Below are 15,880 nucleotides of genomic sequence, written 5' to 3'. Positions count from 1 at the left end.
TCCGCATTATTCCTTTTTTCGCTTTCTCTTCCCTGGAATCAGCATGGAAACAAAAAAAAATAACATTGAGTACATTCCTGAGTTTGAGCCGTCGTTCCGTCATCCGCGCAGCTGGGGAGCCTGGCTTGGCGTGTACGCGTTTGCCGGTATTGCTATGCTTCCGGCATCCGTTCGCGACCCAATTCTGGGGACGGTAGGTCGTCTTGCCGGACGGATGGGCAAAAGCGCTCGCCGCCGGGCGCAAATTAACCTCTATTACTGTTTCCCTGAAAAAAGCGACGCCGAGCGTGAAGCGATTATTGACGCCATGTACACCACCGCGCCGCAGGCCATGGCGATGATGGCGGAGCTGGCGCTGAAAGGGCCTGAGAAGATCCTAAGCCGCGTTGACTGGAAAGGGCTGGACATCATTGAAGAGATGCGCCAAAACGATGAAAAAGTGATTTTCCTCGTGCCTCACGGCTGGGGCGTGGATATTCCGGCGATGCTGATGGCGTCGCAGGGGCAGAAAATGGCGGCCATGTTCCATAATCAGGGGAATAAAATCTTTGATTACGTCTGGAACACCGTGCGTCGCCGCTTTGGCGGTCGCCTGCACGCGCGTAACGATGGGATCAAGCCGTTTATTCAGTCCGTGCGTCAGGGATACTGGGGCTACTATCTCCCGGATCAGGATCACGGTCCCGAGCACAGCGAGTTCGTCGATTTCTTTGCTACCTACAAAGCCACGCTCCCCGCGATCGGTCGCCTGATGAAGGTCTGTCGCGCCCGCGTTATCCCTCTGTTCCCGGTCTACGACGGTAAAACGCATCGTCTCAGCATCGAAGTGCGTCCGCCTATGGACGACTTGCTCACTGCCGACGATTACACCATCGCGCGCCGCATGAACGAAGAGGTTGAACTGCTGGTGGGGCCGCATACCGAACAGTACACGTGGATACTTAAGCTGCTCAAAACGCGCAAGCCGGGTGAAAAAGAGCCGTACAAGCGCAAAGAGCTTTTCCCGAAGAAATGAAAAACACGCCCTCTCCCCGCAGGGGAGAGGGCGTCATGTCTTACTCTACGGTCAATACGCGGGTGGTATTGGTGGAGCCGATGGTGCTCATCACGTCACCCTGCGTCACAATCACGATATCACCGGACACAAGGTAGCCTTTGTCGCGCAGCAGATTTACCGCATCGTGCGCGGCGGCAACGCCGTCGCTGGTGCTGTCGAAGTGAACCGGCGTCACGCCGCGGTACAGCGCCGTCAGGTTCAGCGTGCGCTCATGGCGGGACATCGCGAAGATTGGCAGGCCGGAGCTGATGCGTGAGGTCATCAGCGCGGTACGGCCGGATTCGGTCATGGTGATGATCGCGGTAACGCCTTTCAGGTGGTTCGCCGCGTACATGGCGGACATCGCAATCGCTTCTTCCACGTTGTCGAACTGAATGTCCAGGCGGTGCTTAGAGACGTTGATGCTTGGGATTTTTTCCGCACCCAGACACACGCGCGCCATTGCCGCGACGGTTTCAGCCGGATACTGGCCTGCGGCCGTTTCAGCCGACAGCATCACCGCATCGGTACCGTCCAGAACGGCGTTTGCTACGTCCATGACTTCCGCACGGGTTGGCATCGGGTTGGTAATCATCGACTCCATCATCTGGGTCGCGGTGATCACCGCGCGGTTGAGCTGGCGTGCGCGACGGATCAGCGCTTTCTGAATGCCGACCAGCTCAGGGTCGCCAATTTCAACGCCCAAATCACCACGGGCAACCATGACCACGTCAGACGCCAGAATCACGTCGTCCATGGCGTCCTGATCGCACACCGCTTCAGCACGTTCAACCTTGGCTACGATTTTTGCATCGCAGCCCGCATCGCGCGCCAGACGACGGGCGTAGTTCAGGTCTTCGCCGCAGCGCGGGAAGGAGACGGCAAGGTAATCCACGCCAATCTGCGCGGCGGTGACGATGTCCGCTTTGTCTTTCTCGGTCAGCGCTTCGGCAGAGAGGCCGCCGCCGAGCTTGTTGATGCCCTTGTTGTTGGAGAGAGGGCCGCCGACGGTGACTTCGGTGAACACCTTCATCCCCTGAACTTCCAGCACCTTGAGCTGCACACGACCGTCGTCGAGCAGCAGAATGTCGCCCGGCACCACGTCAGCAGGCAAGCCCTTATAGTCGATACCGACCTTTTCTTTATCGCCTTCGCCTTTGCTCAGGTTGGCATCAAGCAGGAACTTGTCGCCGATATTGAGGAAAACTTTACCTTCTTTGAAGGTTGAAACGCGAATTTTTGGACCCTGAAGGTCACCGAGGATTGCAACGTGGCGGCCGAGTTTAGCCGCGATCTCACGCACTTTGTCTGCACGTAACTTATGGTCTTCTGGCGTACCGTGAGAGAAGTTCATACGCACCACGTTGGCACCTGCGGCGATAATCTTTTCGAGATTATTATCGCGATCGGTAGCTGGGCCTAAGGTGGTTACGATCTTGGTTCTGCGAAGCCTTCTGGACATGTAATACTCCGTTGACTGAAACAACTTTGGTGTTGCGTGAACATAGAATCGGCCTTCATCTGCCGCAAGGCGACGGGGAGCGGGCCGAATGCCGTAAATCGTTACATCTTAGTTATTAGGGAACATCGCTCTTTATAAGCAATTCTTTATCAAAACGCGATTCCTTGAGCGCTTCCTTGACTCGCTTCAAGTTATCTCTGAATTTTGCGCCCCGGCGTAAGGTAAAACCGGTCGCCAGCACGTCAATGACCGTAAGCTGCGCCAGGCGAGACACCATCGGCATGTACATATCGGTATCTTCCGGCACGTCCAGGGTGATGGCGAGCGTCGCTTCGCGCGCCAGCGGCGTGCCCGCCGTCGTCAGGGCAATGACCATGGCATCGTTTTCACGCGCCAGCTGCGCCAGCTCAACCTGGCTCTTGGTTCGGCCCGTGTGGGAGATCAGAACCACCACATCGTCTTCGCTACAGTTCATACAGCTCATGCGTTGCAGGACGATGTCGTCAGAATAAATAACCGGCACGTTGAAGCGGAAAAATTTATTCATCGCATCGTGCGCCACGGCAGCCGATGATCCAAGACCGAAGAACGCGATGCGTTTGGCCTGCGTCAGCAAATCAACCGCGCGATTAACCGAACTCATGTCCAGGGACTGGCGTACGTGGTCGAGGGTCGCCATGGCCGACTCAAATATTTTCGCCGTGTATGCATCTACGCTGTCGTCTTCATCCACATTGCGATTAACATAGGGCGTGCCGTTTGCCAGACTTTGTGCCAGATGCAGTTTAAAATCAGGGAAGCCGCGCGTTTCCAGGCTGCGGCAGAATCGATTGACCGTCGGTTCGCTGACGCCTGATTCCTGCGCCAGAGCGGCGATGCTTGAATGAATCGCCTGAGCGGGAGAGGCGAGAATAACCTCGGCCACTTTTCGCTCGGATTTGCTAAGGTGTTCCAGTTGAAACTGGATTTTTTCCAGCATGTTCATTGTTAACAAGGCGCTCTTGGGGATGGAAACGATTTCATGTATAGATGAAATCGTGAGTCGTTTTAGCCGATATTACCCCTGTGTTTTCCTAAAGGGTAACAGTCGGCAAGAAATGTTGTTGTTTTTTTTCATTACTTGATCGATGTCGGGTTTTGTTATGCCCTTTTAGTTCAAAGAATCAACGCTTTTCACGTTATTGCTGCGCCGTATGGGGCTTACAGGCGAAAAATCGCGGTATCGCACGCGAGGTTAAGCGCTAATGGTTTCGGGAATGACGTAAAAGCAGTACAGTGCATTGTAATAAAATTACAACGATACCTGGCAGAAGCACCAGGTGATCCAACTGAGGAGAATGACATGGCGGTAACGCAAACAGCCCAGGCATGTGACCTGGTCATTTTCGGCGCGAAAGGCGACCTTGCACGCCGAAAATTGCTGCCTTCCCTGTATCAACTTGAGAAAGCGGGCCAGATTCATCCGGATACGCGTATCCTGGGCGTAGGGCGCGCCGACTGGGACAAGGACGCTTATACCAAAGTCGTGCGTGAAGCGCTCGAAACTTTCATGAAAGAGAAAATTGATGAAAGCCTGTGGGATACGCTGAGCGGGCGCCTCGATTTCTGCAACCTGGACGTGAACGACGTCAGTGCGTTTACCCGCCTGGGCGACATGCTCGATCAGAAAAACCGCGTCACCATTAACTATTTCGCCATGCCGCCAAGCACCTTCGGTGCCATCTGCAAAGGTTTGGGCGAAGCAAAACTGAACGCCAAGCCTGCTCGCGTCGTCATGGAAAAGCCGCTGGGTACCTCGCTGGCCACCTCCCGCGAGATTAATGACCAGGTTGGCGAATACTTCGAAGAGTGCCAGGTTTACCGTATCGACCACTATCTCGGTAAAGAAACGGTGCTGAACCTGCTGGCGCTGCGCTTTGCCAACTCCCTGTTCGTCAACAACTGGGATAATCGCACCATCGATCACGTGGAAATCACCGTGGCCGAAGAGGTGGGTATCGAAGGTCGCTGGGGTTACTTTGATCAGGCCGGCCAGATGCGCGACATGATCCAGAACCACCTGCTGCAAATTCTGTGCATGATCGCTATGTCTCCGCCGTCCGATCTCACCGCGGACAGCATCCGCGACGCGAAAGTGAAGGTGCTGAAGTCCCTGCGCCGCATTGACCGCTCCAACGTGCGTGAGAAGACCGTTCGCGGCCAGTATACCGCCGGGTTTGCACAGGGTAAAAAAGTGCCTGGCTATCTGGAAGAAGAGGGCGCGAACAAGGCCAGCAACACCGAAACGTTCGTGGCGATCCGCGTGGATATCGACGACTGGCGCTGGGCGGGCGTGCCGTTCTACCTGCGCACCGGCAAACGTCTGCCGGCCAAATGCTCTGAAGTGGTTGTCTACTTCAAAAATCCTGAGCTGAACCTGTTCAAAGAGTCCTGGCAGGAGCTGCCGCAGAACAAGCTGACCATCCGTCTGCAGCCGGACGAAGGCGTGGATATCCAGATCCTCAACAAAGTGCCGGGCCTGGACCACAAGCACAACCTGCAGACCACCAAGCTGGATCTGAGCTACTCCGAAACCTTCAACCAGACGCACCTGGCCGATGCTTACGAGCGTCTGCTGCTGGAAACCATGCGCGGTATTCAGGCGCTGTTCGTGCGTCGCGATGAGGTGGAAGAGGCGTGGAAGTGGGTCGACTCCATTACCGAAGCCTGGGCTGCCGATCAGGACGCGCCTAAACCGTATCAGGCGGGGACCTGGGGGCCTGTTGCCTCCGTGGCGATGATTACCCGCGATGGCCGCTCCTGGAACGAGTTCGAGTAGCGTAACCCTCTAGCCCGAAGGTGTTATTTTACCGGTAACATGATCTAACACAGCTAGTGGCACAATTTTTAATCTTTTAAGCTCCGCGTGGATTCACCCGCGGAGCTTTTTTTATTACACTGCCGGAAGCGATTTTGCCCCTGAGCTCCGGACAGCAAGCGTTTCAGCGTTGTTAACAACCGCCTGCGACTTTGTAAACTCCCGAGCCCGGACAGATAAATTTGAGGAGCCTTTATGAATCCGACATTGTTACGCGTAACACAACGCATTATCGAACGCTCAAAAGAGACGCGTTCTGCCTACCTCGCCCGCATTGAGCAGGCAAAGAGCGAAACCGTACACCGCTCGCAGCTGGCCTGCGGTAACCTGGCCCACGGCTTCGCCGCCTGTCAGCCCGGTGATAAAGACGCGCTTAAGAGCATGCTGCGTAACAATATCGCCATCATTACCTCCTATAACGACATGCTCTCCGCGCACCAGCCGTATGAGGTCTATCCGAACATCATTCGTAAAGCACTGCACAGCGTGAACGCGGTGGGGCAAGTGGCAGGCGGCGTACCGGCCATGTGCGACGGCGTGACCCAGGGGCAGGACGGGATGGAGCTGTCGCTCCTGAGCCGCGAAGTGATCGCGATGTCCGCGGCGGTGGGCCTGTCTCACAATATGTTTGATGGCGCGCTCTATCTGGGCGTGTGCGACAAGATCGTCCCGGGCCTGGTGATGGCGGCGCTGTCATTCGGTCATCTGCCGGCGATTTTCGTCCCTTCCGGCCCGATGGCGAGCGGCCTGCCAAATAAAGAAAAAGTGCGTATCCGCCAGCTGTATGCCGAAGGCAAGGCCGATCGTCAGGCGCTGCTGGAAGCGGAAGCGGCCTCCTACCATGCGCCGGGCACCTGCACCTTCTACGGCACCGCCAACACCAACCAGATGGTGGTGGAGTTTATGGGGATGCAGCTTCCTGGCTCGTCCTTCATCCAGCCGGATGCGCCGCTGCGCCAGGCGCTGACTGAAGCCGCGGCTCGTCAGGTGACGCGTCTGACCGGGAACGGCAATGAGTGGATGCCAATGGGCAGAATGGTTGACGAAAAAGTCGTCGTCAACGGCATTGTCGCCCTGCTGGCAACCGGGGGATCAACTAACCACACCATGCACCTCGTAGCGATGGCGCGTGCGGCGGGCATCCTGATCAACTGGGATGATTTCTCTGATATCTCTGCCGTAGTGCCCCTGATGGCACGCCTGTACCCGAACGGTCCGGCAGACATCAACCACTTCCAGGCGGCCGGCGGCGTGCCGGTATTGATGCGTGAACTGCTGAAAGGCGGCCTGCTGCATGAAGATGTCAACACCGTGGCGGGCTTTGGCCTGCAGCGCTATACCCTCGAACCGTGGCTGAACAACGGCGAGCTGGACTGGCGCGATGGCGCGAGCGCATCGCTCGATGCGCAGGTCATTGCCACCATCGATAAACCGTTCTCTCACCACGGCGGCACGAAGGTGCTGAGCGGCAACCTCGGACGTGCGGTCATGAAAACCTCTGCCGTGCCGGAAGAGAACCAGATCATTGAAGCGCCTGCGGTCGTATTTGAAAGCCAGCATGACGTATTGCCGGCATTTGACGCGGGCCTGCTCGACAAAGATTGCGTGGTCGTCGTGCGCCATCAGGGGCCAAAAGCCAACGGGATGCCAGAATTACATAAACTTATGCCGCCACTTGGTGTATTATTGGACCGCCGTTTCAAAATTGCGCTGGTGACCGATGGACGCCTGTCAGGCGCATCAGGTAAAGTGCCTTCTGCTATCCATGTGACCCCGGAAGCCTACGACGGCGGTTTGCTGGCGAAAGTGCGCGATGGCGATATTATCCGCGTTAACGGCCAGACGGGCGAGTTAACCCTGCTGGTCGATGACGCCGAGCTGGCGGCACGTCAGCCCCATATTCCTGACCTGAGCGCATCGCGCGTGGGGACCGGACGCGAAATGTTCAGCGCGCTGCGTGAGAAACTCTCCGGTGCGGAGCAGGGCGCAACCTGTATTACGTTTTAAGACGACTTGATTTTAACGATCTGGCGAGAGAAAACTCTGATGAAAAACTGGAAAACAAGTGCAGAAGCAATCCTGACCACTGGCCCTGTCGTGCCGGTTATCGTGGTAAACAAGCTGGAGCACGCTGTACCGATGGCGAAAGCGCTGGTTGCGGGCGGCGTACGCGTTCTGGAAGTGACCCTGCGTACCGCATGCGCGATGGACGCGATCCGCGCTATCGCAAAAGAGGTGCCGGACGCGATTATCGGTGCGGGTACCGTTCTGAATGCACAGCAGCTGGCTGACGTAACCGAAGCGGGCGCCCAGTTCGCTATCAGCCCTGGCCTGACCGAGCCGCTGCTGAAAGCGGCAACCGAAGGTTCTATTCCTCTGATCCCAGGTATCAGCACCGTGTCTGAACTGATGCTGGGCATGGACTACGGCCTGAAAGAGTTTAAATTCTTCCCTGCGGAAGCCAACGGCGGCACCAAGGCGCTGCAGGCGATTGCGGGTCCTTTCTCTCAGGTTCGCTTCTGCCCAACCGGCGGTATCTCTCCTGCCAACTACCGCGACTACCTGGCGCTGAAGAGCGTGCTGTGCATCGGCGGTTCCTGGCTGGTGCCGGCGGACGCGCTGGAAGCCGGCGACTGGGATCGCATCACCAAGCTGGCTCGCGAAGCGGTTGAAGGTGCGAAGCAGTAAGCTCTTCGCAGCATGAAAAACGGGCCTTTTGGCCCGTTTTTTTTATCCTGCTATCTTAACGCTCGCAGCGGCTTCTTTCGCTCTCGCCACGGCGTCGTCAACATTATCCCCGGTGGCTAATGCCACGCCCAGACGACGGGTTCCCGCGATCTCCGGCTTGCCGAACAAGCGGACCTGCAGGCCTGCGCCCACGGCACCTTCTACGTTATCAAACGTCACGTTCTGGCTGATGAGCTGAGGCAGGATCGCTGCCGATGCCGACGGGCCGTACTGTCGAATGCCGCCAACGGGCAGGCCGAGGAAGGCGCGCACGTGCAGGGCGAACTCGGAGAGATCCTGCGAAATGAGCGTCACCATGCCGGTATCGTGCGGGCGAGGGGAGACTTCGCTGAAAATCACCTCGTCACCGCAGACGAAGAGCTCCACGCCGAACAGGCCGTAGCCGCCCAGCGCCAGTACGGTTTTGCGGGCGATCTCCTGCGCGCGCGACAGCGCCAGGGCGCTCATCTGCTGCGGCTGCCAGGATTCACGATAGTCGCCGTCTTCCTGACGGTGACCAATCGGATCGCAGAAGTGGACGCCGTCCACGGCGCTGACGGTCAGGAGGGTAATTTCAAAATCAAACTTCACCACGCCTTCAACGATAACCCGTCCGGCCCCGGCGCGACCGCCCTGCTGCGCGTAGTCCCAGGCGCGGTCCAGCGCGCTGCTGTCGCGGATATAGCTTTGCCCTTTACCGGACGAACTCATCACCGGCTTTATGATGCACGGGTAGCCAATTTCCTCCACGGCGTGAAGAAACTCGGTTTTGTCACCGGCAAAACGGTAGCTGGAGGTGGGGAGCTGGAGATCTTCCGCCGCCAGGCGACGAATGCCCTCCCGGTTCATGGTCAGCTTCGCGGCTTTCGCGCACGGAACAACGCGCTGGCCTTCCTGCTCTAGAGCGATCAGCGTATCTGTGGCGATGGCTTCGATTTCAGGCACCACGAAATGAGGCTGCTCTTTCGCAATAAGCGCGCGCAGCGCCTCACCGTCAAGCATGTTAATCACGCAGGCGCGATGGGCAACGTGCATCGCAGGGGCGTCGGGGTAACGATCCACGGCAATCACTTCAACACCCAGGCGCTGGCACTCGATGGCCACTTCTTTACCCAGTTCACCCGATCCCAACAGCATAACGCGCGTCGCGGCAGGACGCAGCGCAGTTCCTAAAAGAGTCATAATATTCCCCCTGAAAAAGTTGCGGGGAGTATAAACGAAAACGTTTGCGCGTGTCTTGTCAGGGACATCAGCGGCGTGCGGAAATTTGCGCTTCTTTAGCGCCAACAGACATTTCCTGACGTCTGCTCGCTTAGTCTGTGAAGCATATGCACTGCTAAGTGAGGGAAATCATGTCAGGCTGGTTAAATCAATTGCAATCCATGCTGGGTCAGAAAGCCGGGGCGTCTGGCGAGCAGGGGCTGAGCAAGCTGCTGGTGCCGGGCGCGCTCGGCGGGCTGGCGGGCCTGCTGGTCGCCAACAAGTCATCGCGCAAGCTGCTGGCAAAATACGGCACCGGCGCGCTGCTCGCGGGCGGGGGGGCCATTGCCGGGACCGTGCTGTGGAATAAATACAAGGATAAGGTACGTACCGCGCATCAGGACGAACCGCAGTACGGGCAGCACGTCTCGCCGCTGGATATCCGTACCGAAAGGCTCATTCTGGCGCTGGTGTTTGCCGCGAAAAGCGACGGGCATATCGACGACAGAGAACGCTCTGCAATAGAGGAACAGCTGCGTGAAGCCGGTGTTGAAGAGCAGGGCAGAACGCTGGTCGCGCAGGCCATTGAACAACCCCTTGACCCTCAGCGTCTGGCGCAAAGCGTCAAAAACGAGGAGGAGGCGCTTGAGCTTTACTTCCTGAGCTGCGCCGCCATCGATATCGACCACTTTATGGAGCGTAGCTACCTAAACGCGCTGGGCGATGCGCTGAAAATCCCTCAGGAGGTTCGGGAGGGCATCGAAAAGGATATTCAGCAGCAAAAACAGACGTTGCAGGGCGTGTAATTAACCCATGAGGCCACGTTTCGCTTGCATCATGCGTGGGTTTTGCCACCCTTATAGGGTGTAAAACTCATAAGTAAGATGACATGCCACCGAAAGCCCGACGTACTCCATATGCGATCGTTACGCATGGCGATACGCGTATAGACAATTATTACTGGCTACGGGACGATTCGCGTTCCGAGCCAGCCGTCCTCGACTATCTGCACGAGGAGAATGACTATGGCCGCAGGGTCATGGCCAGCCAGCAGGCGCTACAGGATAGGTTGCTGAAGGAGATGGTAGAGCGCGTTCCCCAGCGCGATGTCTCCGCGCCCTGGACCAAAAACGGTTACCGCTACCGCCATATCTATGAGCCAGGCAACGAATATCCCATCTACCAGCGTCAGTCGGTCCTGAGTGCCGAATGGGACGCGTGGGAAATTCTGCTTGATGCCAACCAGCGCGCCGCCCACAGCGAGTTTTATACGCTGGGCGGAATGTCAGTTTCTCCCGACAACGCCGTCATGGCCCTGGCAGAAGACTACCTCTCGCGCCGCCAGTACGGTCTGCGTTTTCGCAACCTTGAAACAGGGAACTGGTATCCGGAAATGCTGGATAATGTTTCACCGGATTTCGTCTGGGGAAATGATTCCGAAACGGTTTACTACGTTAAAAAGCATGCTTCAACGCTGCTGCCGTATCAGGTATGGCGGCATACCGTGGGCACGGCCTCTACGGATGATGAACTGGTTTACGAGGAGAAGGATGAAACGTTTTATGTCAGCCTGCACAAAACCTCTTCGCGCCACTATGTGATTATCCACCTCGCCAGCGCCACCACCTCTGAGGTCCTGCTGCTGGACGCGGAACTGCCGGATGCACAGCCGCTGTGCTTCCTGCCGCGTCGTAAAGATCACGAATACAGTCTGGATCACTTCCAGCACAGCTTTTACCTGCGCTCGAACCGGGAAGGTAAAAATTTTGGCCTGTACAAAACCAAAGTGCGCGACGAGCGGAAATGGGAAGTGTTAATTCCCGCGCGGGAACAGGTCATGCTCGAAGGGTTTACCCTCTTTACCGACTGGCTGGTGGTGGAGGAGCGCCAGCGCGGGCTGACCAGCATTCGGCAAATCAACCGCAAAACGCGAGAGGTGGTCGGGATTGCCTTTGACGATCCGGCCTACGTCACGTGGATTGGGTTTAACCCTGAACCCGAATCGTCGCGCCTGCGCTATGGCTATTCGTCCATGACCACGCCGGATACCCTGTTTGAGCTGGACATGGACACCGGCGAGCGCCAGGTGATTAAACAGGCTGAGGTAAAAGGATTCGATTCCGATAATTACCGCAGCGAACACCTGTGGGTTATCGCCCGGGACGGCACGGAAGTGCCCGTGTCGCTGGTTTACCACAAAGCGTACTTCAACAAAGGTAAAAACCCGCTTCTGGTATATGGCTACGGCTCCTATGGGTCCAGCATGGATGCAGATTTCAGCGGGAGCAGACTGAGCCTGCTCGATCGCGGCTTTGTGTTCGCTATTGCCCATATACGCGGCGGCGGAGAGCTGGGGCAGCAGTGGTATGAGGACGGTAAATTCCTGAAAAAGAAAAACACCTTCAACGACTATCTCGACGTCTGCGACGCGCTCATTGAGCAAGGCTATGGCGATCCGACACTCTGCTTCGGCATGGGCGGCAGCGCGGGCGGCATGCTGATGGGGACCGTCATCAATCAGCGCCCGGATCGCTTCAAGGGCATTGTCGCTCAGGTCCCGTTCGTGGATGTGGTAACGACCATGCTGGATGAATCTATTCCGCTGACCACCGGTGAATTCGAGGAGTGGGGTAATCCTCAGGATGAAACCTACTATCGCTACATGAAGGACTACAGTCCGTACGACAACGTTGAGGCAAAAGCCTATCCGCACATGCTGGTAACCACCGGCCTGCATGATTCACAGGTGCAATACTGGGAGCCGGCAAAATGGGTGGCGAAACTGCGTGAACTGAAAACCGACGATAATCTGCTGCTTCTCTGTACCGATATGGACTCGGGGCACGGCGGGAAGTCGGGGCGGTTTAAATCCTATGAGGGCGTCGCCCTGGAGTATGCCTTTTTGATTGGCCTGGCGCAGGATACGCTGCCAGGCCGGGCGGAAGGTCAGGCTTCACCGAGGTAGTGTCTCAGCGTCAGGCGAAGCTCCGGGCTCATTCTGTCGAGGTTGTTATACAGCCAGCGCAGGTAGCCCGGATCTTTATCCGCGACCTCTGACACCGGCTTCCCGCGGTATTTACCGAAGGTGAAGGTGGTCAGCAGCGCAGGGCGTCCCGTGATGGTCGCCATATCGTCTGGCGTCCAGCCGGACGTGTTCATAATGTCAATCAGCAGGGCGGCGGTGATGTAGCAGTCATACAGCGCGCGGTGATGATGCAGCCCCTCCGGCGTCCGGACGCTGAGCTTGCGGGATTTATACAGCGCCATATTGCTGTATTTAATCCCCGGCCAGAGGCGGCGCGCGAGCTTCATCGTACAGATCCATTCGCCGGGCATTTCCGGCAGCACCCGGCGATCGAAGCTGGCGTTGTGCGCCACATACCACGGGCTGCCGAAGTAGTGAGGGATGATCTCCTCAATCCACGGCTTATCCGCCACCATCGATTCCGTAATGCGGTGGATCGCCATTGCCTGCGGGCTAATCGGGCGGTCGGGGCGTACCAGGTGGCTCATTGGGTTAACTATCTTTCCGTCAATAACGTCGACAGAGGCCACTTCCACAATCCCGCCCTGGAGATCGCAAGTTTCGGTATCGATGACGCGCAGCATTGATCGCTCCTGACCATAAAACGCTTAGCCTAAAGGAATGATATCGCCTTGCCAACCCTGTCTGCCGAGAGAACCCGTCAATAACAGCTCGCCTTTATCCGCCCGGACAATCAGCTGGCCCTTTTCATCCCACAATGCGCTACCGCTGCGGGCGTTAGCCATTAACACCGCAATGGCGTATTTGTGGGCAAACCGCTGTAAGGTGCCGATCGACTGCCGCAGGTGATTCTCTCCTACCGCCTGAGAGCTGGTGAACAGCGTGGCCTGCGGATCGATGTTTGGCGATTCCGCATGCGGGTCGATAATGGTGAGCTGTTTGTCGCCGGGAATGAGGCTTGCACCGCTGCCCTGAGGATAGCGGCGGATGGTGTCGAGATGCGGCGTGAAGAGCGCGAGTCCTTTATGACGCTGGCCTTGCTGGAGGAGCGTCAGGCCGGCAATCACCGTAATGTTGCGCGATTGCGCAGCGTGAAGCAGAGGGGCAAGCTGCAGATCGTCTGGCGGTGCGGGCAAACCGGCTTCGCCGGGGCCTGTTAACGAGAGTTCTGGAAAAACCAGCAAATTGCACGCCTGTCGCGCCGCTTCGTCAATGAAGCGGAGATGGTGCGCTACGTGGTCATCTACGCTGAGGTGCTGCCCGCCATACTGGGCAGCGGCAATATTCCATCGTGACATCGTGACTTCCTTATACACTGAGTCGCTGAGATTTAAGAATACACCTAAGTTAATCAGGGTTTTCTTATCCTGCCATAATCCGTGTAAGGAAATGTAACGTGTCGTTAAGCTTACTTAACTTTCGGCTCGTAAGGTAGCCGCGAGAGGTTCACCGAGGCGAGACGGTGCGCAATCAGCCGCTCGCGGAACCAGTCGCGCAGGTGCGCGGGTTGTTCACGCTCGACGACTTCAGCCACGATGGGCATGTTGTAACGCTCTTTGAATGCAACGCCAGCGGCAGCGAGATCGACATTCACTTTATCCATCTCGTCCTGAGGAAGGGCGGCCAGATTGATCTTCATTACCTTCTCCTTTTTATGCGGCGGCAACGTTACCGCGATTGCACGACGATGACAAGCGGAGGCAGGATGATCCTCGACTCGCTTATTATACAGAGTTATTCTTTGCCATACAGGCATAACAAAAAGGAATGATTGTGATGGGTATCTCCTCGTCCCGCGCGGTTTGCGCGCTGGCTTTTCTTCTCTCATCGGCAATGACGCCCGCCGCGCTGGCGCATGCCCACCTTAAGCAGCAATCACCGGCCGCGGATTCTCACGTGGCTGCACCTCAGGCGCTGACGCTGAATTTCTCTGAAGGCGTCGAGCCCGCGTTTAGCGGCGTGGTGGTGACGGATGAAAAGCAGCAGGTGGTTAAAACGGGCGCCGTGACGCGGGATCAACACGATACGTCTCAGCTCACTATCCCACTGGATCAAACGCTTTCAGCCGGTACTTATCAGGTTGACTGGCACGTGGTTTCGGTTGATGGCCACAAAACCAAAGGCAGCTATCGCTTTAGCGTGAAATAACATGCTGGCATTACTTTATGTGGCGTTGCGCTTCATCCACTTTGGCGCGCTGATGCTGATGTTTGGCAATGCGCTCTACAGCGTCTGGTTTGCGCCTTCCTCTCTGCATCGCCTGATGTCGCGACGGTTTCAGACCCAGCAGAAAATCGCCGCCGCGATCGGCCTGGCCTCTGCGCTCCTGATGTTCGGGGTTCAGGGCGGGCTGATGGCTAACGGCTGGGCGGATGTGTTCAGCCCGGATATCTGGCGCGCCGTGCTGGGGACGCAGTTCGGCAGCGTCTGGCTATGGCAAATCGTTCTGGCTGTCATCACGGTGGGGGCGGCATGGCTTGCCCCGCTAAAGGGGGCGCGCATGCTGTTGCTCGCTATGGGGCAGCTCGTGCTGCTCGCAGGGGTAGGGCATGCCGCAATGAACGAAGGGGCCACCGGCGCGCTTCAGCGCCTCAACCATGCCGTTCACCTGCTTTGCGCCGCGACCTGGCTGGGGGGCCTGCTGCCGCTGCTGTTCTGCATGCATCTGGCGAAAGGGCGCTGGCAGACGGCTGCCATCTACACCATGATGCGCTTTTCGCGCGTGGGGCATTACGCCGTCGCGGGCGTGGTGCTGACCGGCGTTATCAACGCGCTGTTTATCCTGGGGATCCACGTTCCCTGGCAGACGGGCTACGTCCAGTATCTGTTGTTCAAATGTGCGCTGGTGGCATTGATGGTGGTAATTGCGCTGGCGAATCGGTATTTTCTGGTGCCACGGTTTCGTCCGGGAGCCGGGCGGGCACAGCAGATTTTTATCAGAATGACACAGGCAGAAGTGGTGCTAGGCGCGCTGGTGCTGGCAACGGTCAGCCTGTTCGCGACCTGGGAACCGTTTTGACAAGGTTAAAATCATATGAAAAAGACAGTACTTTCTCTCTTATTACTGGCCTGCACGGGTAGCGCATTCGCTGCGCCACAGGTGATAACCGTCAGCCGTTTTGAAGTTGGCAAGGATAAATGGGCGTTCAATCGTGAAGAGGTGATGCTGACCTGCCGTCCGGGACACGCGCTGTATGCGATCAACCCCAGCACGCTGGTGCAGTACCCGTTAAACGACACCGCCGAGCAGCAGGTGGCCAGCGGTAAAAGCAGCGGACAGCCGATAAGCGTCATTCAGATTGACGACCCGGCAAATCCGGGACAGAAGATGAGCCTGGCTCCCTTCATTGCGCGCGCAGATAAGCTCTGCTAGCGTTCTGGTTTCCAATAAAAAACCGCAGATGCTGGCGAAAGCACTGCGGTTTTTTACTTTAAATGATGCTCTGACGCTTTTTTTCAGGCCGCTTTAGCTGTGGACTGGAAAACCTGGCGTCGTCATCTATTCTTAAAAGGCAAGGCGATTTAGCCTGCATTAATGCCAACTTTTAGCGCACGGCTCTCTCCCAAGAGCCATTTCCCTGGACCGAATACAGGAATCGTATTCGGTCTCTT

Annotated in this window: 15 protein-coding genes; 9 read left to right on the top strand and 6 right to left on the bottom strand. The window is 57.0% G+C overall.

Annotated elements, in window-relative coordinates:
• Positions 1–43: 43 nt before the first annotated feature.
• Entirely contained in the window at positions 44–1,015 is a 972-nt protein-coding gene (lpxM, locus tag VPX56_RS13685; RefSeq protein WP_263610126.1) for a lauroyl-Kdo(2)-lipid IV(A) myristoyltransferase, read from the top strand.
• A 40-nt stretch (positions 1,016–1,055) separates the two neighbouring features.
• On the opposite strand, the gene pyk is transcribed toward lpxM, so the two are convergent.
• Complete coding sequence (gene pyk, locus VPX56_RS13680) at positions 1,056–2,498, bottom strand: pyruvate kinase (RefSeq protein WP_131632273.1); 1,443 nt, start codon at positions 2,496–2,498, stop codon at positions 1,056–1,058.
• Positions 2,499–2,613: 115 nt separating this feature from the next.
• Complete coding sequence (locus VPX56_RS13675; protein ID WP_119937233.1) at positions 2,614–3,483, bottom strand: MurR/RpiR family transcriptional regulator; 870 nt, start codon at positions 3,481–3,483, stop codon at positions 2,614–2,616.
• A gap of 357 nt (positions 3,484–3,840) precedes the next feature.
• Here VPX56_RS13675 and zwf point away from each other — a divergent pair, with 357 nt between their 5' ends.
• The 3 genes from zwf (at position 3,841) to kdgA (ending at position 8,043) form a co-directional block, all read left to right on the top strand.
• The gene (gene zwf, locus VPX56_RS13670) at positions 3,841–5,316 is read left to right on the top strand and encodes a glucose-6-phosphate dehydrogenase (RefSeq protein ID WP_131632274.1); all 1,476 of its coding nucleotides are present in this window, start codon (positions 3,841–3,843) and stop codon (positions 5,314–5,316) included.
• Between the two features lie 234 nt (positions 5,317–5,550).
• Positions 5,551–7,362: a phosphogluconate dehydratase gene (gene edd, locus VPX56_RS13665; RefSeq protein ID WP_326466992.1), complete on the top strand. Its 1,812-nt coding sequence runs from the start codon at positions 5,551–5,553 to the stop codon at positions 7,360–7,362.
• Positions 7,363–7,401: 39 nt separating this feature from the next.
• On the top strand, positions 7,402–8,043 hold the full coding sequence (kdgA, locus tag VPX56_RS13660) for a bifunctional 4-hydroxy-2-oxoglutarate aldolase/2-dehydro-3-deoxy-phosphogluconate aldolase (protein WP_131632276.1): 642 nt from the start codon (positions 7,402–7,404) through the stop codon (positions 8,041–8,043).
• Between the two features lie 42 nt (positions 8,044–8,085).
• On the opposite strand, the gene purT is transcribed toward kdgA, so the two are convergent.
• Complete coding sequence (gene purT / locus VPX56_RS13655; RefSeq protein WP_326466990.1) at positions 8,086–9,264, bottom strand: formate-dependent phosphoribosylglycinamide formyltransferase; 1,179 nt, start codon at positions 9,262–9,264, stop codon at positions 8,086–8,088.
• A gap of 170 nt (positions 9,265–9,434) precedes the next feature.
• Between purT and VPX56_RS13650 the strand changes: the two genes are divergently transcribed.
• Both VPX56_RS13650 and ptrB read left to right on the top strand, forming a co-directional pair.
• Positions 9,435–10,088, top strand: coding sequence for a tellurite resistance TerB family protein (locus VPX56_RS13650; RefSeq protein WP_131632277.1), 654 nt, complete (start codon positions 9,435–9,437; stop codon positions 10,086–10,088).
• Between the two features lie 83 nt (positions 10,089–10,171).
• The gene (ptrB, locus tag VPX56_RS13645) at positions 10,172–12,247 is read left to right on the top strand and encodes an oligopeptidase B (protein ID WP_326466987.1); all 2,076 of its coding nucleotides are present in this window, start codon (positions 10,172–10,174) and stop codon (positions 12,245–12,247) included.
• Here ptrB and exoX read toward each other — a convergent pair.
• From exoX to VPX56_RS13630, 3 genes are all read right to left on the bottom strand, one after another.
• Positions 12,229–12,891 carry an exodeoxyribonuclease X gene (gene exoX / locus VPX56_RS13640; protein WP_131632279.1) on the bottom strand — a complete coding sequence of 221 codons (663 nt, stop codon included), beginning with the start codon at positions 12,889–12,891 and terminating at the stop codon, positions 12,229–12,231. The genes ptrB and exoX overlap by 19 nt on opposite strands.
• Positions 12,892–12,915: 24 nt before the next feature.
• Positions 12,916–13,566, bottom strand: coding sequence for a nitrilase-related carbon-nitrogen hydrolase (locus VPX56_RS13635; protein WP_326466984.1), 651 nt, complete (start codon positions 13,564–13,566; stop codon positions 12,916–12,918).
• 110 nt (positions 13,567–13,676) lie between these two features.
• Positions 13,677–13,907: a DNA polymerase III subunit theta gene (locus VPX56_RS13630; RefSeq protein WP_013096102.1), complete on the bottom strand. Its 231-nt coding sequence runs from the start codon at positions 13,905–13,907 to the stop codon at positions 13,677–13,679.
• 137 nt (positions 13,908–14,044) lie between these two features.
• Here VPX56_RS13630 and yobA point away from each other — a divergent pair, with 137 nt between their 5' ends.
• The 3 genes from yobA to VPX56_RS13615 are packed head-to-tail and all read left to right on the top strand — an operon-like array spanning position 14,045 to position 15,641.
• Entirely contained in the window at positions 14,045–14,416 is a 372-nt protein-coding gene (gene yobA / locus VPX56_RS13625; RefSeq protein WP_326472061.1) for a CopC domain-containing protein YobA, read from the top strand.
• Between the two features lies 1 nt (position 14,417).
• Positions 14,418–15,287 carry a copper homeostasis membrane protein CopD gene (copD, locus tag VPX56_RS13620; RefSeq protein ID WP_326466982.1) on the top strand — a complete coding sequence of 290 codons (870 nt, stop codon included), beginning with the start codon at positions 14,418–14,420 and terminating at the stop codon, positions 15,285–15,287.
• A gap of 15 nt (positions 15,288–15,302) precedes the next feature.
• Entirely contained in the window at positions 15,303–15,641 is a 339-nt protein-coding gene (locus tag VPX56_RS13615) for a YebY family protein (protein WP_326466980.1), read from the top strand.
• The last annotated feature ends 239 nt before the right edge of the window (positions 15,642–15,880 follow it).

This window comes from Enterobacter wuhouensis (assembly GCF_035835995.1).
Taxonomy (GTDB): domain Bacteria; phylum Pseudomonadota; class Gammaproteobacteria; order Enterobacterales; family Enterobacteriaceae; genus Enterobacter; species Enterobacter wuhouensis.
Note: the sequence above shows the minus strand (reverse complement) of the source record. Positions and strands in the feature narration are given on the sequence as shown.